At 58.9% G+C, this 20,324-nt stretch carries 22 protein-coding genes; 10 read left to right on the top strand and 12 right to left on the bottom strand.

What is annotated here, in order from left to right; all coding sequences use genetic code 11:
• Positions 1-2: 2 nt before the first annotated feature.
• Positions 3-1,430, top strand: coding sequence for a sulfotransferase family 2 domain-containing protein (locus V6N02_RS06670; RefSeq protein WP_371224743.1), 1,428 nt, complete (start codon positions 3-5; stop codon positions 1,428-1,430).
• A gap of 7 nt (positions 1,431-1,437) precedes the next feature.
• On the opposite strand, the gene V6N02_RS06665 is transcribed toward V6N02_RS06670, so the two are convergent.
• The 7 genes from V6N02_RS06665 to V6N02_RS06635 form a co-directional block, all read right to left on the bottom strand.
• Positions 1,438-1,902, bottom strand: a complete 465-nt coding sequence (locus V6N02_RS06665) for a PTS sugar transporter subunit IIA (protein WP_371224742.1) — start codon at positions 1,900-1,902, stop codon at positions 1,438-1,440.
• A gap of 54 nt (positions 1,903-1,956) precedes the next feature.
• A complete protein-coding gene (gene hpf / locus V6N02_RS06660) occupies positions 1,957-2,520 on the bottom strand; it encodes a ribosome hibernation-promoting factor, HPF/YfiA family (protein WP_371224741.1) in 564 nt (187 codons plus the stop codon).
• Positions 2,521-2,767: 247 nt separating this feature from the next.
• Positions 2,768-3,526, bottom strand: a complete 759-nt coding sequence (lptB, locus tag V6N02_RS06655) for an LPS export ABC transporter ATP-binding protein (protein ID WP_371224740.1) — start codon at positions 3,524-3,526, stop codon at positions 2,768-2,770.
• A gap of 3 nt (positions 3,527-3,529) precedes the next feature.
• On the bottom strand, positions 3,530-4,021 hold the full coding sequence (locus V6N02_RS06650) for an LptA/OstA family protein (protein ID WP_371224739.1): 492 nt from the start codon (positions 4,019-4,021) through the stop codon (positions 3,530-3,532).
• A gap of 5 nt (positions 4,022-4,026) precedes the next feature.
• Positions 4,027-4,641: an LPS export ABC transporter periplasmic protein LptC gene (gene lptC, locus V6N02_RS06645; protein WP_371224738.1), complete on the bottom strand. Its 615-nt coding sequence runs from the start codon at positions 4,639-4,641 to the stop codon at positions 4,027-4,029.
• A complete protein-coding gene (locus V6N02_RS06640) occupies positions 4,642-5,253 on the bottom strand; it encodes a ribonuclease D (RefSeq protein ID WP_371224737.1) in 612 nt (203 codons plus the stop codon).
• 190 nt (positions 5,254-5,443) lie between these two features.
• Positions 5,444-6,697, bottom strand: coding sequence for an aminotransferase class V-fold PLP-dependent enzyme (locus V6N02_RS06635; RefSeq protein ID WP_371224736.1), 1,254 nt, complete (start codon positions 6,695-6,697; stop codon positions 5,444-5,446).
• 218 nt (positions 6,698-6,915) lie between these two features.
• Here V6N02_RS06635 and idi point away from each other — a divergent pair, with 218 nt between their 5' ends.
• The 7 genes from idi to V6N02_RS06600 all read left to right on the top strand — a co-directional run bounded on the left by idi (position 6,916) and on the right by V6N02_RS06600 (position 15,588).
• Complete coding sequence (gene idi / locus V6N02_RS06630) at positions 6,916-7,455, top strand: isopentenyl-diphosphate Delta-isomerase (protein WP_371224735.1); 540 nt, start codon at positions 6,916-6,918, stop codon at positions 7,453-7,455.
• Between the two features lie 214 nt (positions 7,456-7,669).
• Entirely contained in the window at positions 7,670-9,766 is a 2,097-nt protein-coding gene (locus V6N02_RS06625) for a hydantoinase/oxoprolinase family protein (protein ID WP_371224734.1), read from the top strand.
• Positions 9,763-11,430, top strand: a complete 1,668-nt coding sequence (locus tag V6N02_RS06620) for a hydantoinase B/oxoprolinase family protein (protein ID WP_371224733.1) — start codon at positions 9,763-9,765, stop codon at positions 11,428-11,430. Before V6N02_RS06625 ends, V6N02_RS06620 begins: the two co-directional genes overlap by 4 nt.
• Complete coding sequence (locus V6N02_RS06615; protein ID WP_371224732.1) at positions 11,427-12,512, top strand: pyridoxal phosphate-dependent aminotransferase; 1,086 nt, start codon at positions 11,427-11,429, stop codon at positions 12,510-12,512. The genes V6N02_RS06620 and V6N02_RS06615 overlap by 4 nt, the downstream gene beginning before the upstream one ends.
• On the top strand, positions 12,509-13,249 hold the full coding sequence (locus V6N02_RS06610; RefSeq protein ID WP_371224731.1) for a maleate cis-trans isomerase family protein: 741 nt from the start codon (positions 12,509-12,511) through the stop codon (positions 13,247-13,249). The genes V6N02_RS06615 and V6N02_RS06610 overlap by 4 nt, the downstream gene beginning before the upstream one ends.
• 3 nt (positions 13,250-13,252) lie before the next feature.
• Entirely contained in the window at positions 13,253-14,620 is a 1,368-nt protein-coding gene (locus V6N02_RS06605; protein WP_371224730.1) for an MmgE/PrpD family protein, read from the top strand.
• The gene (locus V6N02_RS06600; protein WP_371224729.1) at positions 14,617-15,588 is read left to right on the top strand and encodes a D-2-hydroxyacid dehydrogenase; all 972 of its coding nucleotides are present in this window, start codon (positions 14,617-14,619) and stop codon (positions 15,586-15,588) included. The genes V6N02_RS06605 and V6N02_RS06600 overlap by 4 nt, the downstream gene beginning before the upstream one ends.
• A gap of 26 nt (positions 15,589-15,614) precedes the next feature.
• Here V6N02_RS06600 and V6N02_RS06595 read toward each other — a convergent pair whose 3' ends face one another.
• The 5 genes from V6N02_RS06595 to V6N02_RS06575 all read right to left on the bottom strand — a co-directional run bounded on the left by V6N02_RS06595 (position 15,615) and on the right by V6N02_RS06575 (position 18,895).
• Positions 15,615-16,223, bottom strand: coding sequence for a ferric reductase-like transmembrane domain-containing protein (locus V6N02_RS06595; protein ID WP_371224728.1), 609 nt, complete (start codon positions 16,221-16,223; stop codon positions 15,615-15,617).
• Positions 16,224-16,242: 19 nt separating this feature from the next.
• Positions 16,243-16,731: a peptidase associated/transthyretin-like domain-containing protein gene (locus V6N02_RS06590; RefSeq protein ID WP_371224727.1), complete on the bottom strand. Its 489-nt coding sequence runs from the start codon at positions 16,729-16,731 to the stop codon at positions 16,243-16,245.
• A gap of 221 nt (positions 16,732-16,952) precedes the next feature.
• Entirely contained in the window at positions 16,953-18,005 is a 1,053-nt protein-coding gene (locus tag V6N02_RS06585; RefSeq protein WP_371224726.1) for a YeeE/YedE family protein, read from the bottom strand.
• Positions 18,006-18,036: 31 nt separating this feature from the next.
• Complete coding sequence (locus tag V6N02_RS06580) at positions 18,037-18,369, bottom strand: ArsR/SmtB family transcription factor (protein WP_371224725.1); 333 nt, start codon at positions 18,367-18,369, stop codon at positions 18,037-18,039.
• Between the two features lie 112 nt (positions 18,370-18,481).
• Entirely contained in the window at positions 18,482-18,895 is a 414-nt protein-coding gene (locus V6N02_RS06575) for a hypothetical protein (RefSeq protein ID WP_371224724.1), read from the bottom strand.
• A gap of 79 nt (positions 18,896-18,974) precedes the next feature.
• On the opposite strand from V6N02_RS06575, the gene V6N02_RS06570 reads away from it, so the two are divergent.
• Both V6N02_RS06570 and V6N02_RS06565 read left to right on the top strand, forming a co-directional pair.
• Positions 18,975-19,715, top strand: a complete 741-nt coding sequence (locus V6N02_RS06570; protein ID WP_371224723.1) for a cytochrome c biogenesis CcdA family protein — start codon at positions 18,975-18,977, stop codon at positions 19,713-19,715.
• Positions 19,716-19,727: 12 nt separating this feature from the next.
• Complete coding sequence (locus V6N02_RS06565; RefSeq protein ID WP_371224722.1) at positions 19,728-20,306, top strand: thioredoxin family protein; 579 nt, start codon at positions 19,728-19,730, stop codon at positions 20,304-20,306.
• Positions 20,307-20,324 lie beyond the last annotated feature (18 nt).

Genomic DNA, 20,324 nt, shown 5'->3' with positions numbered 1-20,324 from the left:
CCATGTCCGGTCAGTTCGACTATTTCATCGTGTTTGCAGAAATGCGCACCGGCTCGAATTTCCTCGAGTCCAATCTGAACGCCTTTGACAGTTTCCAGTGCCATGGCGAGGCGTTCAATCCGCATTTTATCGGCTATCCAAACAAGACCGAAATCCTGGACGTCACCCAGGCCCAGCGTGACGCCGACCCGGCCCGCCTGATCAACGTGATCAAGGGTGGATCAGACGGTCTGGGTGGCTTCCGTTTCTTTCATGATCACGATCCGAGGGTGCTGGACATCGCGCTGGATGATCCGCGCTGTGCCAAGATCATCCTCACGCGCAATCCGCTGGAAAGCTACGTGTCCTGGAAAATCGCGCAGGCCACGGGACAGTGGAAGCTGACCAATGTGAAGCGACGCAAGGACAGCAAGATCAGCTTTGACGGGGTCGAATTCGAAGACCATATCGCCAAGCTTCAGGAATTTCAGGTCCTCTTGCTGAACCGGCTGCAGACCAGCGGGCAAACGGCATTCTACATCGCTTATGAGGATCTGCAGAGTACTGATGTGATGAACGGGCTGGCACGATTTCTGGGCTCGGAAGAGCGGCTTGAAGAATTGGACTCGTCGCTGAAAAAGCAGAATCCAAGTTCGCTGTCTGATAAGGTCTCGAATTTTAAAGAGATGGAAAATGCGCTGAGTGGCGCAGATCCGTTCAACCTAACCCGGACTCCGAATTTTGAACCCCGGCGCGGCCCCGGCGTGCCGGGTTATGTGACCGGGGCGCGGGCGGGTTTGCTTTATATGCCGGTACGCTCGGGGCCGGAGGCCGAAGTGTTGAACTGGCTTGCCGCGCTTGATGGTGTCGATGCCGAGACGCTGCCGTTCAAACACACTCAAAAATCCCTGCGCCAGTGGAAGCGCCGCAAGAAGGGACATCGCAGCTTTACCGTTCTGCGCCACCCTGTGCTCCGCGCCCATGCAGCTTTTTGCGACAAGATCCTGATGAAAGGCCCCGGCACGTTTTCCGAGATTCGCAAGACCTTGCGGAATTTCTATAAGGTGCCGATTCCGGGCGGTGGTCCGGATGCGGACTATGACAGGCGCGCACATCGTGCGGCGTTTGTCGGATTTCTGGAGTTCGTGCGCGCCAATCTGGCGGGGCAGACTGGTATTCGCGTCGATGCCCATTGGGCCACGCAAGCCTCGGTCATTCAGGGAATGGGGGTGTTTGCCCTGCCCGATATGATCGTGCGCGAAGAGGATATGGCCAGCTATCTACCCGCCCTGGCGCGACAGGTTGGGTATGCCAAACCAGCCAAGCCTGTGATGGCACAAGACACGGGGCCAATCCCATTGTCCGAAATTTACGACAATGAGATCGAGGCGCTGGTTAGCGAGATTTACCAGCGCGATTACATGATGTTTGGGTTTGGCAGTTGGGCCTGAACGGGCTTCAGGCTGCCTGAACGGATTGTGATTCTGTCAGGATCGTGAACAGCGTTGCGGGATCGTTATTGGCCCGCAGTTTGGCGCAGATGGATTTACTGCGCAGCGTGCGCGAGACCAGCGCCAGTGCCTTGAGATGCTCTACCCCTGCATCCTCGGGGGCAAACAACGCAAAGGCCAGATCAACGGGCTGACGGTCGGGCGCATCGAAATCAATCGGGGTGTCGATGATGACCATAGCCCCCACGACATGATCCAGCCCGGCAAGGCGGGCATGGGGCAGGGCAACTCCGTTGCCCACACCCGTTGGTCCAAGGGCTTCACGCTCTTGCAACGCCTCGATCGCCTTGGATTGATTGAGGCCATAGACGCTTTCGGCAATACCGCCCAATTCGTGAAACAGACGTTTCTTGCTCGACGCTGCCGAGAGAATTCGAACGGCCTCGGGACGCAGTATTTTAGTCATTTCCATGGAAACAGCTGTGCTCCAAAACATCATTTGCGCAATGCGCGTGCCTGATTTCTTTTACGGGTCGATCCAGCCGATATTGCCATCATCACGGCGATACACGACGTTCAGTCCGTCATTTCCCTCATTGCGGAAGACCAGAACAGGTGCGCCTGCCAGTTCCATCTGCATCACCGCTTCGCCCACGCTGAGAGAGGGAATAGGCGTTTCCATCTCGGCCACGATCATCGGTTGCAAGCTATCAGGTTCTGATTCCTGATCGTCCGCTTCAGAGGCGAGGATATACGAGGACGCGCCCATGATTTCAACCGGTTCCGCGCGGTCGCGATGATGGTCCTTCAGTCGCCGTTTATAACGCCGTAATTGCTTTTCCATCTTGTCGCTGCACTGGTCAAAAGCTGCATAGATTTCATGGGCTTTTGCCTTGGCTTGCGTGGTCAGACCTGTCGAAAGGTGCACAATGGTCTCGCAGACAAATTCGCTGGCGCTTTTGGAAAAGATGACATGGGCATCGGTTGGGCGCTCGGCATATTTGGTGACGATTCCGCTCAACTCATCCTTCACATGGGTCTGCAGGGCTTCGCCGATATCAATCTGTTTACCACTGATTTGATAGCGCATCTTGTCTCCTTAGAATTGGATTTCCGGCCGGAATTCCAGTGCTTATTGCACCTTGCATAGTTTACAACCAGAAATGGAAAATTGACATGTGGTCTGTTTGCGCAGGACTGGCCGCACGATTGGCGGGCCATGTCACAAACGGCACGTGATCCACAATTGTCATTCCCATATTTGACGCCCTTTCGCGTGGATTTGTCAATGGCGATCCCGTCGATACCTGACCGTTGGGCGATCTTTCCAGAGCGGCTCAGGAGATGCGGAAATTGTCACCGAGATAGACACGGCGCACGTTTTCGTTTTCAACCACATCGGTGGGCGAGCCTGACATCAACACCTGACCGTCATGCAGGATATAGGCGCGATCAACGATCTCCAGTGTCTCGCGCACATTGTGATCGGTGATCAGAACGCCGATCCCGCGTTTCTTCAGGTCGGCCACCAGATGGCGGATGTCTCCGACCGAGATCGGATCGACCCCGGCGAAGGGTTCGTCCAGCAACAGGTAGCGCGGATTTGCAGCCAGACAGCGCGCAATCTCGACCCGGCGGCGTTCCCCGCCGGACAGGGCCAGCGCCGGGGCACGGCGCAGATGCTCGATCGAAAACTCCGAGAGCAGTTCTTCCAGCCGTTCGCGGCGCTTGTGTCGGTTGGGATAGGAGATATCCAGAATCGCCAGCACGTTGTCTTCCACGGACATACCGCGAAAAATCGACATTTCCTGTGGGAGATATCCAATACCCAGCTTGGCACGGCGGTACATCGGCAGGTTGGTGACGTCCCGCCCTTCGATCATGACCTTCCCACCTTCGGGATAGATCAGCCCGGCAATGGCATAGAAAGACGTGGTTTTGCCGCAGCCATTAGGGCCCAGCAAGGCAACCACCTCGCCCTGCTGCAGCTCTAACGAGACATCGCGCAGCACCACGCGTTTGTTATAGCTCTTGCGCAGGTTTTCGACACGCAAGCCGGTGTTTTCATGGGCGATATGAAGGTCGGGTTTGGCCATGGTTCAGTTCTCGGGTTGAAGCACGGTTTTGACCCGCCCGCTCATCCGGGCTGTACCGGCTTTGGTATCGACAAACATCTTGTCGGCCGTCAGGGCATTGGGGCCCTGCACCAGAAGAACGTCACCCTGCATTTCAATCAGGCCCGTTTCGATATTGTAATCGGCGTTTGCGGCTTCGGCGGCGTCATCGCCGCTGACAAGGGTGACACCACCGCTGGCCTTGAGTTGTTCGATCCCGCTTTGATCTTCAAGATAAACCACCAGAACGCGGGGTGCGGACAGCCGCATCGCGCCCTGTCCGATCAGCACATTGCCGGTGAACACCGCGGTGCCATCATTCTGATTTACCGCAAGATTATCCGCAGTCACCTCGACAGGCAGGTTACTGTCCTGCTGGGTGTTGCCAAAGGCCACCTGTGCCGTCTGAGCCAGTGCCAGACCAGGCAGGCCATGCAAAAGGGTAAGACAAACAGCAAGACGGTAAAACAACGACACGTAGATTATTCCTCGGGGTTATTGGGTTGGTATATCAGGTTAACGCCATCGGTGAACACCATTTCTGCATCTCCGGTGTCTTCGTTTGTGCTCAGAACCATCCGGCCGGCCTTGATTTCACCTGGCGGACCGGATCCCTGCACCGGTCCGGGGCTGGAGGCATAGAGGACATCAAACCGCGTATTCAGGCGGTCTGTGGTCAACGTATAGCCGTTTGTCGTGACGATATTCACGCGCCCCTCCATCGAGGCGGTGTAATGGCGTTGATGCATATCGGCATGATCTGCGGTGATGTCGATCACGGTGCCGCCCAGAAGGCGCAGTTCGGACGTGATCTCATCGGCAATCAGACGTTCGGGGTCACGCAGATCAGGGCGCGCACGATCCGCCAGAAAGGAAACTTCATCGCCGCCACCGGTAACACCGGCAAAAGACGGTTTGGTGGCCCCTTGTTCATGGGCGCGTTGCTCCAAATCCACCTCGACCGTTGCGGGCTGTTGGGTGGGATCAATGGTGCGCGAGATCAGGAAGAGGGTTGAGAGAAGACCAAGCGCGGCCAGTGGCAGGATGATCTTCATCCAGGCCACAAGCTGCGAGTAGAAATCTCCGGTCCAGGTCATCTAGTGCGCAAAGATATCAATGTCGGGCCAGCCAGCCAGGTCCAGCTTGGCGCGGGTGGGCAGGAAATCGAAACAGGCCTGGGCCAACTCGGTGCGCCCTTCCCGTTCCAGCCGGATGTTCAGTTTGTCCCGAAGGCGATGCAGATAGAGTACATCCGAGGCCGCATAGTCCAGCTGGTCCTGTGTCAGTTCCGACGCGCCCCAATCCGAGGATTGCTGATGTTTCGAGATATCCGTGCCGATCAATTCCTGAATCAGGTTTTTCAGCCCGTGGCGATCGGTGTAGGTGCGGATCAGTTTGCTGGCGATCTTGGTGCAATAGACGGGGGCGGTCAGAGCCCCAAAAGCGTTGTACATCGCCGCGATGTCAAAGCGTCCGAAATGAAACAATTTCAGCACCTCGGGGTTTTCCAGCATCGCCGCCAGGTTGGGGGCGCTGGTCTGGCCCTTGCTGATCTGTACCAGATGCGCATCACCATCCCCACCTGACATCTGCACCACGCACAGACGGTCGCGATGCGGGTTAAGACCCATCGTTTCGCAATCGATGGCCACAACAGGCCCCAGATCCAGCCCATCGGGCAGATCGTTCTGATAGAGGTGGTTCGCCATGGGATGCCCCTTCGTTAGCCTATTCATCCCCCGGCTATAGATGCAGCGACGCCGCAGGGGAATGGCCTGCCTATACTTTGATTGGCCCTGTCTGGCAAAGTCAGGAAAACCATAGGCGTCTGAGGCTCAAGGTTGGGATGGCGGGGCGTCAAAACAAGCCCCGGTCATTTGCCCGGCAAAATCGTGCCGCTCAGCCACCCAGTTCTTTGATCACCGCCAGCAGTTTCGCCACCTCGGCCTCGGTATTGTAATGGCACATCGAGATACGGATACAATCCGACAGGCCCAGCGGGTTCAGCACATTGCCGCTATAGTGATCGGCCTTGCGGGTATGGGCGCGGATGCCCTCATTGTTCAGGCGGGTCACCACATCGGCCGAAGGCATATCCTTTACCACGATTGAAACAAGCCCCTCGCGTGCCGGGTTATCTTCACCCGCCAGAACGGTCACGTGCTCCATCTCGGAAAGGCCCGGCAGGTTGCCGGTGCCGTGGATCATCGCGGTGGTCAGGTGCTGTTCATAGGCGTGGATCGCGCGACCCGCCGCTTCGATCCGGGCGCGCGGCTCGACCTCGTCCGAGACCTCTCCGCCCAGCCAGTCGAAATAGCTGACCACATCCGACATGGTGGCATAGGCACCGGTGTCGCGGGTGCCAAATTCCCAAGCCTCTGCCGGGGCGTCGATCAGCATGTCATGGGGTAGGGCGGTCAGCCGGTCGGAGATCCACGCCACGCCATAACCGTGCCGCGAGAACACTTTATAAGGCGAGATCGCATAGCCATCGACGTTGTAGCTGTCGATATCCAGCTGACCATGCGCGGCATGTTGAATGCCGTCGACGATGATGAAACAGTCAGGAGCCACCTCGCGAATGGCGGCTGCAATTGCGGTGACGTCCATGCCCATGCCAGTCACGGGCGAGGCATGCAGGATCGTGGCGACGGCCACATCGGCGGTCAGGTATTCGCGATACTGATCTGCCGTCACCATGCCGGTAGCGTCATCGTGGGGCACGTTCACGTAATCCAAACCGGCGATGCCCGCCCAACGGCGCGCGGCGCTTCGGCTGGCGGGGTGCTCGATGGACGACCCGATCACCTTGGCATCCTTGGGCGCGTTCACACAAGCCGTGCGGATCATGCGAAACAACAACTCGGTCCCACTTTCGCCCACAAAGAATTGCCCGGACGAGGCATTCATGAACACCGCCATATCCGCCTTGGCGCGATTGATTATATCCACCAAAGCATGGCTTCCGATATTGTCGCGCCCCTGATTGTCCGGGATCGCGGCGAATTTGGCCGAGGTTTCCACTGCCGATTTCAATGTCAGCGCGCCACCGGCGTTTTCGAAAAAGATGCGGGGGCCGGAAAAGGGGCAGCTGTCCACATGGGCAAAACGGTCGCGAATGGACGCAACAAGGGCCGGGTTGTCTTTGATCATCGCGAAGGCTCTTCCGAATTGGGCGGTTGGTTGCTTTGATCAGACGCGCTGTGGTTTCAAAGTCAATATCTTGAAAACGTCAAACGGTGTCGTTTACGACAAAACTTCGCTTGGTTCGGTGAAACCACTTCATGTGACTTGTGAGTGCATGTTTGAAAAGGCTATATCGCGGGCTGACCACGCGAGTAACGCGCCCGGGATTTTTGGGTGAGGCCTGAATGCAGCATATGATTCCAACCTGGATTGACGGCGATCTGGTTGCCGTTGAAAAGCTTGAGGCACATCGGCGCGGGCTGTTGCACAAGGCCGTGTCGGTGTTTGTGCTCTGTGACAATGATGTGCTGATCCAGCGCCGGGCGCTGGGCAAGTATCACACGCCGGGCCTGTGGGCGAACACCTGCTGTACCCATCCCAAATGGGGCGAGGCCCCCGAGGATTGCGCCCATCGTCGTTTGAATGAAGAACTGGGGATCACTGGCCTGACCCTGTCGCACCGCGATCAGGTGACCTATCGCGCTGATGTCGGGGGTGGGCTTATCGAGCATGAATTGGTCGATATCTACCTCTCACGCGTGGCCCGGCGTATCGCGGTGGTGCCAAACCCCGATGAGGTCATGGACACACGCTGGATCGACATGGACGAGTTGGCACAGCAAACCCGTAGGGCGCCAGACCTCTTCTCGCCCTGGCTGCGGATTTATCTGGATCAGCACGCCGATCAGATTTTTGACGCCCCTGCGCCGTCAACTGGCGCGTGAGGCAGGTTTACCAAAGCTCTTGACAAAATTCCGAACCGGACACAGCGTCGGGACAGAGATGTTCAAGGGCATGAGTTGATGACTCATCAGACAACAGACCGGCGCATTGGCCGCCGCGCAACCGGAACCGATCTGGTTATCTAGACGCGCCTGATATGCGCGTGGCGCATCCTGTTGTCCTGTTCCTGCACCTCTTACTTTCTGGAAAACCCAAATGGCTCAAACCGCTGGCTTTCGTGTGGCTGTCGATATTGGTGGCACCTTCACCGACACTGTTCTGGTGGATGGCACTGGTGCTGTTGTCGCCACGGCGAAAACACCAACCACTCCGCAAAACCCAACCACCGGCGCGATGGAGGGCGTGCAGCACGTGCTGCAGACGGCCAAGGCGGCCTGGGGCGATATCGAAGGGTTTATTCATGGCACCACCCTGGCGACCAACGCCCTGATCGAACGGCGCGGCGCCCGGGTGGCCAGCATCACCAACGAAGGCTTTCGCGACATTCTGGAAATTGCCTATGAGCGCCGTTACAGCCAATATGACATCAATATTGAAAAGCCCGATCTGATCGTGCCGCGCGCGCGGTGCTTCACCATCGCGGGGCGGATGGATGCGTTGGGCGTTGAACTGACGCCGCTGGATGAAGCGGCGGTGGGGCGGCTGGTGGACGACCTGCGTGCGTCAGGGGCCGAGGCGGTCGCAATCTGTCTGATCCACAGCTACGCTAACCCTGCCCATGAACGGCGTTTGCGCGATCTGATTGTCAAGGCTTTGCCCGGTCTGTCGATCTCGATTTCCAGCGATGTCAGCCCGGAGGCACGCGAGTTTGACAGGCTCTGCACGACTATCGCAAATGCCTATATCCAGCCCCTGATGTCCGAGTATCTGGCCGAGTTTGCCCGTCGTTTTGCTGCGGAAGGCTTGCAATGCCCGATTCTGATGATGACGGCAGGCGGCGGGATGACAACCATCGAAACCGCCGCTGCACTGCCGATCCGACTGGTCGAATCCGGTCCTGCCGGGGGTGCCATTCTGGCCGCACGTATTGCTGAGCGGGCCGGGGCCAAAGAGGTTCTGTCGTTCGATATGGGCGGCACCACGGCCAAGCTGTGCTTGATCGACAATTACCAACCTCAAAGCGCGCGCCGTTTTGAAATCGCCCGCGCAGAGCGGTTTATCAAGGGCAGCGGCATGCCCGTGCGCATTCCGGTGCTTGAGATGATAGAGATTGGCGCAGGGGGTGGATCAATCGCGGCGATTGATCGGCTGGGGCGCATTCAGGTCGGCCCGCAAAGCGCGGGCAGCGAGCCGGGGCCCGCCGCCTTTGGCAAGGGTGGGCAGAACGCCACGGTCACGGATGCCGATGTGCAGCAAGGGTTGATCGAACCGGCCAGCTTTGCCGAGGGGCGGCTGCAGATTGATACACTGGCAGCATCCAATGCGATTACTGCCTCGGTGGGGGCCAAGACGGGCCTGACCCCGGATGAGGCCGCCGCCGGGATCAGTGAGATTGTAGATGAAAGCATGGCAGGCGCGGGCCGGATGCACGCGGTGGAATCAGGTAAGGATTTGGGCCGGCGCACGATGATCGCCTTTGGCGGCAATGGACCTTTGCATGCCACCCGTGTGGCACGGCGCGCCGGTGTGTCACGCATCCTGATCCCGCGTGATCCAGGCGTCGGTTCGGCTGTTGGGTTCCTGTTTGCTCCGGTGTCATTCGAAATCGTGCGCAGCCGGTATGCCACTTTGGATACGCTCGATGTCGACGGCTTGAATGCGTTCTTCGATACGATGCTAGGCGAGGCCGAACAGGTGGTGCGCGCCGGTGCGCCCGACGCTGCGCTGACCCGGCATCGCACCGCCTTCATGCGCTATCACGGGCAAGGTCATGAGATTGAAATCACCCTGCCGGACCGCGCGTTGGAACAAGGTGACCTTGATCAGTTGCGTCAGCTGTTTGAGGCGGAATATATTCATCAGTTTTCCCGCGCCGTGCCAGGCATGGTGATCGAGGTGCTGAACTGGTCGGTGCGTGTGGCCTCGGCTGCAGAACCTGCCGGGCAGATTGTGGATGGCTCAAAGCGTCAGGCGGCGACACCGCAGAGACAGGTCAGCATCCTGTGTGATGTCACGGGCCAACGCCGCGAGGCGCCGGTGTTTGACCGAAACATGTTAAGCCCGGGCGATACCCTGACCGGTCCCGCCCTGATCGTCGAGCCGCAAACCACAACCTATGTAAGCGCCGATTTCGCCGCCATGATGGATGGCGATGGCAACATTATTCTGGACCGTCAGGAGGGGCAGGCATGAACCCGATTTCCCAAACCCGATTGCAAGTGATGTGGAACCGCCTGTTGGCTGTGGTGGAAGAGCAGGGGCAGGCTTTGATCCGCGCCGCGTTCAGCCCGATTGTCCGCGAAAGCGGCGATATTTCTGCCGGGGTATTTGATCGCCATGGTCGCATGCTGGCCCAGGCTGTCACCGGTACGCCGGGCCATATCAACACGATGGCTGAGGCGGTGAAAAACCTGATGGAACGGTTTCCGACGCAAGAAATGTTGCCGGGAGATATCTACATGACCAACGATCCCTGGCTCGCCTCGGGGCATCTGAACGACTTTCTGCTGATGCAGCCGGTGTTCTTCAGGGATCGCGTTATTGGCTTCACCTCCTGCACCTCGCATCTGGCCGATCTGGGGGGTCTTGGCATGGGGCCGGACGGGTCGGACGTGTTTGACGAAGGGTTGATGATTCCGCCTTGTAAATTGGTGGATCAGGGTGAGTTGAACGCCTTTCTGATGGAGATCGTGCGGGTCAATTCGCGCGAACCGATTGCGAATGAGGGCGATATCTATGCGCTGATTGCCTGTTGCGAGACCGGAGCAACGCGGCTGGCCGGGATGATGGAAGAGTTCGCCCTGGACGATCTTGATCCGCTGGCCGAGTACATTATCGAGACGTCGCGTCGCGGCACGATCGAGGCGATTGCCGAGGTGCCGAAGGGCGTTTACCGCAGTGAATTACAGGTCGATGGCTATGATGCGCCGATTACGTTGAAAGCGACGCTGACTGTGGCCGATGACCATGTGCTGCTGGATTACGACGGTACCTCGCCCTGTTCGCCCAAGGGCATCAATGTGCCGCTGAACTATGCGACGGCCTATTCGGTGTTTGCCCTGCGCTGTATCATCGGGGCGGATATCCCGAACAATGCCGGTTCGCTTGAGCCGTTTCGCGTGATTGGCCCCAAGGGATGTATCCTCAATGCACAACCGCCCGCGCCCGTGGCTATGCGTCATTCGATTGGGCAGATGACGCCCGATTTGGTCTATGGCTGTCTGTCTCAGGCCCTGCCGGATCGCGTACCCGCCGAAGGGGCCTCGTGCCTTTACGATGTACCTTTGCGCCACACGGCGGAAACGGCCCGCGACGGGGGCCAGCACTTCGCGCTCGAGCTGGTGTTCAACGGTGGAACCGGGGCGCGGCCTGAAAAGGACGGGCTGTCGGCCACGGCCTTTCCCAGCGGGGTCTGGGGCAGTCAGGTGGAACCAACCGAGGCGGTCGCGCCGGTTCTGATCACCCGCCGCGAGCTGCGTGTGGATAGCGGCGGTGTGGGCAAATATCAGGGTGGGCATGGTCAACATATCGAGATTGCTGCGGCGGGCGAGGATGATTTCCTGGCTTTCCTGTCGGTTGAACGTGTCACCTTTGCCGCCCAAGGCCGTCATGGCGGCGGTGCCGGTGCCAGGGGGCGGATTCGTGTGGGCCATGATGGCGCTGATCTTGGCAGCAAAGGCACTGTGCGTGTGCCGAAGGACAAGCCCCTCATTCTTGAAACGCCAGGCGGCGGTGGGTTTGGCCCGGCTGAGCAGCGCCGACCGGAGTTGGTTCACCGCGATCTGAGCGAAGGTTTGATCAGTGACGACACAGCACGCAGACATTATGCGGCGCAACTGGCGGAGATGCAGGAATGATCCCCCCGGTTCCCCACGTCGCGGCCATGGCGGCCTACCAACTGGCGGATTTGTCCGCGCCCGAGGGCAAGCGGTTGGTGTCCTTGTCGCAAAACGAAAGCCTGCGCGCACCCAGCCCGATGGTGAGCGACGCACTGCGTCAGGCGGCGGATGCGCCGCATCTTTACCCCGACCCGGATTGGAGCGATCTGCGGCAAGGGATCGGCACGTTGCATGGAATTGACCCCGCGCAGATTGTATGCGGCAATGGCTCGCTTGATCTGATTTGGGCGTTGGCACGGGCCTATCTCGAACCGGGCCGCGCCGCGCTTGCTCCCGCCCATGCCTATCCGTTTTTCCGCGTCGCCACGCAGATGACAGGCGCGCGGTTTGATACTGCAGAAGAGAACAATCTGATCGTCGATGTCGATGCGTTGCTCTCTGCAATGACCCCAGAGACTCGCATCGTTTTTGTCGCCAATCCCGGTAACCCCACGGGCACGCGGTTGCCCCGATCCGAGTTGATCCGCCTGCGCGATGGGTTGCCGGGCGATGTCCTGTTGGTGATTGACGAGGCCTATGGCGAGTTCGCGGATCATCTGAACGAGCCGATGTTTGATCAGGTCGCGCGCGGTGACACGATTGTCTTGCGCACCTTTTCCAAGGCCTATGGGCTTGCCGGGTTGCGGGTGGGTTGGGGCCTGTTTCCAACCAAGATTGCGGGGCATATCCGTAAACTTCTGAACCCCAATAACGTTGCCTCACCCGGACAGATGGCCGCCTTGGCCGCGCTGGGGGATCAGGCCTATATGCAAGGAACCTGTGCTCTTAGCAGCGGGATCAGAGACGCGTTTGCGCAACGAATGCGGGCGCTTGGGCTGGTTGTGCCAGACAGTTTCACCAACTTCGTGCTGATGCGGTTCCCCTCGGTTGAGAGTGCTGCAGAGCTAGACGCCCATCTGCGCAGTGAGGGAGTTTTTCTGCGCGCACAAGGCGGTGCAGGCTTGCCCGAGTGTCTGCGGGCGACAGTCAGTGTCGCGCAGGACATGGATTTTGCCGCCAGTTTGATCGAGGATTGGATCAGCAGAAAGGGTTATTCATGACTGTGTCTTCCCGTGGGCGTGCGCGCATCGGCGTCTTTGTGCCCTTTACCAACAGCAATCTTGAGCCGGACCTTGCCATGATGCGCCCCGATGGGGTGTCGGTGCATGTCGCGCGGATCGGCGGCTATGACGAAGATGAGATCCCGGATGAAGATCAGATGGCGTCCCTTGGAGCGTCCGATATGGCCGAGCCTTTGCGAATGATCCAGGGGGTGAAACCGGACGTGGTGATGTATGGCTGTACCTCGGCCACATTGGCTCATGGCCCGGCGTTTGACCGCGAGCTGGCCGGGACGATCCGTACTCAAAGTGGCGCACAGACGGTGACCGCAGCGGGCGCGCTGGTGCATGCTTTGACGGTGCTGGGCGTGCGCAGGATCGGCTTTGCCTCGCCTTATGTGGCCAGCCTGAATGACCGCGCGATTGCGTTTCTGGGCGACGAAGGGTTCGAGACGGTATCGCGTGCGGATGTCGAAGGGGAGTTGAGCAATGACGGGCAAGGGGCGCTGATGCCCGACGACGTCTTCGCGCTGGGCCTGCGCGCCGATGCGCCAGAGGCCGAGGCGATGGTTCTGTCCTGCACGGATATGCGCAGCCTTGAGGTGATTGAGCGGTTGGAACAAGCGCTTGGTAAGCCGGTTGTGACGTCCAATCAGGCGATGATGTTTCAGGCGCTGCAAATGCTGGGAATCGTTGATGTGACCCCTGGCTTTGGCCAACTGTTTGAGAGACTCTGAACAATGAAAACAGAGACTGTTTCACCGCAATTTGATGAGATTGCCGCATTTACTCTGGATCCTGATCTCGTCGTTCCCGAGACTGCGTTGCGACACTGCGCGACTCTGTTGATCGACACGCTTGGCGTTGCAGCGGGGGCCACGATGCTTGAGGTGGGCGAGATCGCCCGCGATTTCGCAGCGGATTTTCATGGGGCTGGGTCGCCGTCGAACGCGGCCCATATGTTGTTTGATGGCCGCAGCGTCAGCCTGCCGGGTGCGGCCTGGGCGTTGGCCACGCAGATCGACAATCTGGACGGGCATGACGGGTACAACCCTACCAAGGGCCACATTGGCTGTGCGGTTGTGCCCGCGCTTTTTGCCTTTGCCGAGCATCACCCCGGTTTGACCGGCCGGCAGGCACTGACGGCCTTGGCGATGTCCTATGAGGTTGCGGCGCGGGCGGGGATATCCCTGCACGCCACGGTTAGCGATTACCACACATCCGGGGCGTGGAATGCGTTGGGCGTGGCGGCGTTGGGCTGCCGGTTGGAAGGGTGTGATCCTGTCACCTTGCGCGAGGCACTGGGCATTGCCGAATATCATGGTCCCCGCAGCCAGATGATGCGCGAGATCAATACCCCAACCATGTTGCATGATGGCTCGGGTATGGGCGCCTTGGTGGGTTGCAATGCGGCCTTGCTGGCGATGCGAGGGTTTACCGGTGCCCCGGCGATCACCGTCGAAGCGCCTGAGGTCGCCGCCCATTGGGATGATCTGGGCCAGCGGTGGACAGTGGCCGAGAATTACATCAAACCCTATCCCTGTTGCCGGTGGGGTCATGCGGCAATCGACGCGCTGCATGAGTTGATCCAAGACGGCCGGGTGACGCCAGAGACGGTTGCGCGCATCGATGTGCGAACCTTTGACGAGGCGGCGCAGTTGTTTGCCGGGATGCCTGAAACAACCACGCAGGCGCAGTATTCGATGCATTTCGCGTTATCGGTGATGCTGCAATACGGGCAGATCGCGCCGGGTCATATCGCTGGCGATGGATTGCGCGATCCTGCGGTTGCGGCGCTGACCCCAAAGATCAACGTCACCGCGACGGATGCGATGAATGCCGATTTCCCGCTTTATCGCCGCTCGGAAGTTGATGCGACGCTGACCGATGGTACCGTTTTGCAATCGGGTGTCGTGGATGCGCGGGGCGGGCCGGATGCGTGGATGAGTGATGGTGAAGTCGAACAGAAATTCCTCAATTTCTGCGCCGATGCCTTGCCGGATGCCCGCGCCCGTGCCATCTGGGCGATGCGTGATGGGCTGCTGGACCCGGACACAAAATTCTCTCAACTGGCCGATCTTGTACGTGCCGGAAAGGGCTGCTCATGACCAAACCTGCCCGCGTGATGATCCTTGATCGTGATCCCGCACCGCTTGCCGCCCGCCTGTCCGAGGTGATGCCGGACGTCAGCGTGAAGGGCTGTGACAGCTACGTCGCGGCAGGCACGATGATTTCGGAGTTCAGACCTGATGTGCTTTATTCGATCACGTTCGCTGGGCGTGTGGGCTATCCCAGCGAGGCTGTGCTTGGCCCTGAAGGACCCGAATGGATTGCGGTGGGCGGTTCGGGCGTCGATCACCTGGAGGTTTGGAACCCTGACGACGTCACCGTTACCAATTCGGCTGGCGTCGCGGCGGGGATGATGGCGGAATATGCCTTTGGCGCGGCCCTTCACTTTACCCTGGATATCGCAGGGCTGCAGGCTGATCAAAACGCCCGCCGCTGGGACAGCACCCGGTCGATGACCCCAGTGAAAGGCAAGACGATGCTGATCGTTGGGCTGGGTCAGACCGGACAGGCCGTGGCAGCGCGCGCAAAAGCGTTTGGCATGCAGGTGATCGGCACGCGCAGCCGTCCGGTGCCGATGGATAACGTCGATGCTGTCCACGCCAGTGGCGATTTGCCGGACCTTTGGGAGCAGGCGGATGTTGTGGTGCTTTCGGTGCCTTTGCTGGACAGCACACGCGGTTTGGTGGATGCGCGTGCCTTTGCGGCGATGAAGGAAAGCACCATTTTGGTTGATGTTTCGCGTGGGGGCGTGGTGGATGCTGATGCGCTGATCAACGCATTGCGCAACGGATCGATCGCGGCAGCTGCGCTGGACGTGTTCAAGACCGAGCCATTGCCTGCCGACAGCCCGATCTGGGATCTGGAGAACGTGATCATCTCGCCCCATTGTTCCAGCGTGTATGCGGAATGGGCCAGTGAGTCGTTCGAGTTGTTCCTTGAGAACCTGCGCAACTGGCGGGCCGGAAAACCGTTGTTCAATATCGTCGATCCGGTGCGCCGATATTGAGGGTTGCCATGTTGTGTAAAGACCGCTCAACGGCGAGGTCTAAATAAGGTCCACCCGCTCAGGTCAGACAGAGTCTTTGCCGTCACCGCAATCAGGGCCGCGCAGAGTAAAAACTTGGAGATAGTCTCCATCGTTCCTTCGATTTGCACGGCGTGGATGACGGTGCCTATTACGGTTATCGCGGCAAGACTCATGTGGCCAAAACGCCAGGTGCGCCAGCGCAGCCGCAGCCGGCGGCGCAGGGTCGCCAGCAGGGCTGCCGCAAATACGGCCCACATCGTGATAACGCCCCATGCGGAGAAGGGGGTTGGCGACGCAAAAAGCAGGGCATCGACAACATCAGGCGGGCTGGTGATCCAAAGGCCTGCGACGTGCAAGAGAATCGCAAGAACGAGAACGCTGCCGGTGACGCGGTGGATGCGTCGTCCACGGTTGGCAGGGATTCCCGGCAGGTATCCTGCCACCAGCAAAGGCTGAAGCAGCATAACGGTCATCGCTATGATTCCAGCGAACCCCGCCGCGATATAGACAGGCTCGCGCCATGCCAATAGTGGGCTATTTGCTGCAAGAGCAAGCGGGATGACAACAACGACAAAAAGGGCCGCCCAGACAAGGATCTTGCGTGTTCGGCTCATATCCGTTGCCCTAGTGTCGTCAGACCGGTTGCAGGACGAAATGCGCCTCAAGACTTGTATCGCTGGCGCTTGGCATCACCGGGCGCAGGAAGACCGTCTCAAACGCGTCGTCATCATAGGCAAGGTGGCCATGGGGTTGGCCAAAAGCAGGGACAATCTGGGGCATCTCAAGCCGAAAGGCGCCGTTCTCATCCGTGAGCGTGGCACCATGGCTTTGTGGGTCACGTTCATGCCCTTCGGTCGTATGTGCCCAGATCTGGATGCGTTGACCGGCAAGGGGTGCGCCGTCGCCTGCACGTCGCACAGTGCCTGACATCCAGAAGCCCCCGCCACCGATGCGATCCACGATGGGCGCGCCCGGGCGGTAGTTGTTGGCACCACCCCGCATTGAAGGTGTCGGTGCGAGCGTTTGTGCGCGGGCAGGGGTCAGTAGACCGAGAGAGCCAGTCGCCGCGACAGCGCTGCCCGAAGCAAGAAGAGTACGACGTGTGAGCAGTTTGGGCTTCATCTGAAAATCTCCAATCGAATGTCGGTTTCTGCGTCTCACGCATAAGCAGCGTCACACGCGCGATCTTCTGTTCAGCTTGAAATATAGGGCTGCAGAGGCGAGTTCAAAACAAGGCCAGGTAACGCATGCGATTAATCGCTCACAAAACACTGTGATGGTGGCGTGGTTCTGAAGCAATCAATTGCAGGAATGAAGACACGCAAGCATTTGTCCGCATCACGTCAGGATGACGCGAATCCGGTGATCAACTGGCGCAAGCCAAGGGCGGCCCCGGCAAAGATTGCGGCGAAGGTGATCGGTGCACTGAGTGACAGAACCGAAAAAGCCGAGATGCCCTGACCGATAGTACAGCCAAAGGCCAGCACCGCGCCGAAGCCCATGCAGACCGCGCCGAGGATTTGGCGTTTCAATTCGCGCGGGTCTTCGCAGGCCTCCCAGCGGAAGTGCCCCTTTATCAGGCTGCCGCAAAACGCCCCTGCCAATACTCCAAAGACCGAGCCCACCCCAAAGCTTAACCCGCCGCCGCTGGACGTCATCAGGAACAGGGTTGTTTCCCCCAGTGGGGCGGCGAAGGTGTGAGACAAGACGGGTTGGGCTGCAAAGCCGTGTTGGGAGACCCACTGTGTGCCGATCCATCCCGACACGATCGTTAACCCAACGACGGTGCCCCAGAACAGCGCCGACCTGTTGGTCAGGAATGGAGCGGACCACAGCGCAGTCACAAGTATACCGACGCCGATCAGCAGGCCCGCGCCCGGGGGGGCCAAACCGGTGATGCGGCTCAGCAGATCGGAATAGGCCACGGGGCCGTTTTGCAGATCGGTTGCAGCGACAACACTGACGCGCATACCGGCCAAGGGGCCGGATAGCATGACATATCCCGCGATTCCCATCACCAGAACGATCACGAACGAGCGCAGATCACCCCCGCCCAAACGCGCAAGGGCCCCAAACCCGCAGGTGCCTGCCAGCGACATGCCATAGCCGAACAGCAGCCCGCCAAAGATACTGGCAAAGGGTGACCACGGGGCCAGATGATAGATGCTTTGAGAGGGGTCAAACTGCCCCGCTGCGGTGAGCGCAAAGACCGCCAAGACGCTCACGCCAATGGCGACACCCCACATGCGCAAGCGAATGGAACTGCCCTGATAAAGCGTGTCTTCAATTGCGCCGAGCGTACAAAATCGGCCGATCCGCGCGGCCAGGCCAAGAAGCAGCCCGCCACCAAAGCCGATCAGCGCAACAAGTGCTGCGTCCGAGATGCCTTCCAACACTTTGGATCACCCTAGATACTGTTCGCGCGGCCTAGTTTTTGCAGAAGAGATCGTAGACCACCTCAAGTATCTGAACCGCGCGTTGGTCTGTCAAACGATAATAGATCGTCTTGCCTTCACGTCTTGGCGCAACCAATCCTTCACTGCGCAGTCGGGACAACTGTTGGGACACCGCGGCCTGGCGGGCCGAGAGCAGTTCCTCCAACTCAGTTACTGACTTTTCACCCGTGGAGAGGTGGCACAGGATCATCAACCGCCCTTCGTGGCTGATCGCCTTGAGAAAGTTCGAGGCATCGCACGCGTTTTTCATCATCGCGTCGATTTCCGACTTTTCCATATGGGGCGTGATGACAGGTAAGCTCATCAGTAGACAGCCTGGGTCGTGAAGGTTTGCAGTTCTGATAAACGCCTCTTGAGCGCCAAAAGCAATGCACCGTGGGAATTATGACGCGGATGTGTTGCTTTGAAATCCAGTGTCATAGCTTTGGTGTCGTGGTATCTGGGGCCGGTTCAACGGCCGCAGAGGGAAGAGGTTTGGTGATCAGATGCTGATCCAGCAGCGCGTCCAGCATCGGCCAGAAGAAGTCAGCCCCCGGATAACCTTCAAGCCGGCCCAGCTCCCGACCCTCCTCAACCAGCACGAAGGTCGGCGTATAGATCGGACGCGAGATAAAGGTGATATCATCCGGTAGCGCGCGCAGATTGACCCGACGCAATGGGGCGCGTTCGCTTTCCTCTGTCTTTGGGTAAATCTCGCCGATTTCCGCGTTCCATTTGTCGCACCAGTGACAACCATCCTGCTCGACCATGACCAGTTCTGCGGCCAAGGCTGCTGTGGCCGAGACGATCAGGGCCAATGCTGTCGAGAAGGCTTGGGTCAGGAATCGCATCAGGTTACCGTTTGACGAATTGGTTTCATATATAATAGTTTGAATATGAATCCGGATCAACCGGGCAGAGGGCGCTGTGATGTTTGATGTCTCTTTTTTCAGCGCTTTTCTGGGCGGTTTGATCGTTTTTTTCTCGCCCTGCGTGTTGCCGATTGTGCCCTTCTACCTCAGCTACATGGCGGGCGCGTCGATGTCCGAGATCAGCAAGGATGGCACGTTGGCCCCCGGTTTGCGGCAGCGTGCCTTTCTGGCCTCGGTCATGTTTTCGATGGGGATCATCACGGTGTTCGTTCTGCTTGGTGCGGCGGCTTTTGGGCTGAGCCAGGCCTTTCGCAGCTACCAGACCGAGTTTCGCCTGTTCGCCGCCATCGTCGTGTTCCTCATGGGTTTGCATTTTTTGGGAATCCTTCGGATCGGTTTCCTGAACCGCGCCTTTCAGGTCGAGGCGGGTGAGACGACGAATATGTCGGTGCTGGGCGCTTACGTTGTTGGGCTGGCTTTCGCCGCAGGTTGGACTCCCTGTGTCGGCGGCGTTTTGACGGCGGTCGTGTTCACCGCCAGCACCGAAGCGACAGCAATGCGCGGGTTGGTTCTGTTGCTGGTCTTTGGTTTTGCCATGACCACACCGTTCATGATCGCCGCGCTTTTCATTGGGCCGTTCCTGCGGTTTGCGGCCCGGTTTCGCCGCCACCTGCCCAAGGTTGAAAAGGCGATGGGGCTGTTGTTGATCGTCTTTGCGGCGCTGATCGCCACTGACAGTGTCAACGTGATCGCGCAATGGATGCTGGAGGCGTTCCCCGTCTTTCAGCAGATCGGATAGAGGAGGAAAGATATGAGACAGGTATTGGGAATTTTGGCCCTTCTGATACTGCCCCTGACGGCGATGGCCGCCGAACTGGGCGATGACGGGCTGCACAAGACGGATTGGATGCGCGACACGTTCAAGGATCTGAACGAGGATCTGGCCGAGGCCAATGCCGAGGGCAAGCGCCTGATGATCATCTTTGAGCAACGCGGCTGTATTTATTGCACCAAGATGCACAAAGAGGTGTTCCCGACCGAGCCGCTGAATACTTACCTGAAAGAGAATTTCTTTGTCGTGCAGCTGAACCTTTATGGCGACATCGAAGTGACCGATTTCGACGGCGAGGTGCTGACCGAAAAGAACGCTGCCCGCAAATGGGGCATGCTGTTCACACCCTCGATGTTGTTTATGCCCGAAGATGTTCCTGAAGGGCAGACCGCGATGCAGGCAGCAGTGGCGATGATGCCTGGGGCCTTTGGCAAGGGCACAACGCTGGATATGCTGACCTGGGTTGCTGAGAAGCGGTACGAGTTGGACAATGGCGAAGATTTTCAACGCTACCATGCCCGCATGATTCAGGAACGAAGTGACGGAACTTACGACTGATAATCACGGACTTACCCG

Source organism: Roseovarius conchicola, assembly GCF_041403425.1.
Classification (GTDB): Bacteria; Pseudomonadota; Alphaproteobacteria; order Rhodobacterales; family Rhodobacteraceae; genus Roseovarius; species Roseovarius conchicola.
The sequence above is the reverse complement of the archived record's forward strand: the minus strand, read 5'-3'. Positions and strand labels throughout refer to the sequence as shown.

What these genes read in the sequence shown, in the direction of transcription:
- V6N02_RS06670 (WP_371224743.1), top strand. Translation starts at nt 3, where the DNA reads ATGTCCGGTCAGTTCGACTATTTCATCGTGTTTGCAGAAATGCGCACC.
- V6N02_RS06665 (WP_371224742.1), bottom strand. Translation starts at nt 1,902, where the DNA reads ATGGAAATGACTAAAATACTGCGTCCCGAGGCCGTTCGAATTCTCTCG.
- hpf (WP_371224741.1), bottom strand. Translation starts at nt 2,520, where the DNA reads ATGCGCTATCAAATCAGTGGTAAACAGATTGATATCGGCGAAGCCCTG.
- lptB (WP_371224740.1), bottom strand. Translation starts at nt 3,526, where the DNA reads ATGGCCAAACCCGACCTTCATATCGCCCATGAAAACACCGGCTTGCGT.
- lptC (WP_371224738.1), bottom strand. Translation starts at nt 4,641, where the DNA reads ATGACCTGGACCGGAGATTTCTACTCGCAGCTTGTGGCCTGGATGAAG.
- V6N02_RS06640 (WP_371224737.1), bottom strand. Translation starts at nt 5,253, where the DNA reads ATGGCGAACCACCTCTATCAGAACGATCTGCCCGATGGGCTGGATCTG.
- V6N02_RS06635 (WP_371224736.1), bottom strand. Translation starts at nt 6,697, where the DNA reads ATGATCAAAGACAACCCGGCCCTTGTTGCGTCCATTCGCGACCGTTTT.
- idi (WP_371224735.1), top strand. Translation starts at nt 6,916, where the DNA reads ATGCAGCATATGATTCCAACCTGGATTGACGGCGATCTGGTTGCCGTT.
- V6N02_RS06625 (WP_371224734.1), top strand. Translation starts at nt 7,670, where the DNA reads ATGGCTCAAACCGCTGGCTTTCGTGTGGCTGTCGATATTGGTGGCACC.
- V6N02_RS06620 (WP_371224733.1), top strand. Translation starts at nt 9,763, where the DNA reads ATGAACCCGATTTCCCAAACCCGATTGCAAGTGATGTGGAACCGCCTG.
- V6N02_RS06615 (WP_371224732.1), top strand. Translation starts at nt 11,427, where the DNA reads ATGATCCCCCCGGTTCCCCACGTCGCGGCCATGGCGGCCTACCAACTG.
- V6N02_RS06610 (WP_371224731.1), top strand. Translation starts at nt 12,509, where the DNA reads ATGACTGTGTCTTCCCGTGGGCGTGCGCGCATCGGCGTCTTTGTGCCC.
- V6N02_RS06605 (WP_371224730.1), top strand. Translation starts at nt 13,253, where the DNA reads ATGAAAACAGAGACTGTTTCACCGCAATTTGATGAGATTGCCGCATTT.
- V6N02_RS06600 (WP_371224729.1), top strand. Translation starts at nt 14,617, where the DNA reads ATGACCAAACCTGCCCGCGTGATGATCCTTGATCGTGATCCCGCACCG.
- V6N02_RS06595 (WP_371224728.1), bottom strand. Translation starts at nt 16,223, where the DNA reads ATGAGCCGAACACGCAAGATCCTTGTCTGGGCGGCCCTTTTTGTCGTT.
- V6N02_RS06590 (WP_371224727.1), bottom strand. Translation starts at nt 16,731, where the DNA reads ATGAAGCCCAAACTGCTCACACGTCGTACTCTTCTTGCTTCGGGCAGC.
- V6N02_RS06580 (WP_371224725.1), bottom strand. Translation starts at nt 18,369, where the DNA reads ATGAGCTTACCTGTCATCACGCCCCATATGGAAAAGTCGGAAATCGAC.
- V6N02_RS06575 (WP_371224724.1), bottom strand. Translation starts at nt 18,895, where the DNA reads ATGCGATTCCTGACCCAAGCCTTCTCGACAGCATTGGCCCTGATCGTC.
- V6N02_RS06570 (WP_371224723.1), top strand. Translation starts at nt 18,975, where the DNA reads ATGTTTGATGTCTCTTTTTTCAGCGCTTTTCTGGGCGGTTTGATCGTT.
- V6N02_RS06565 (WP_371224722.1), top strand. Translation starts at nt 19,728, where the DNA reads ATGAGACAGGTATTGGGAATTTTGGCCCTTCTGATACTGCCCCTGACG.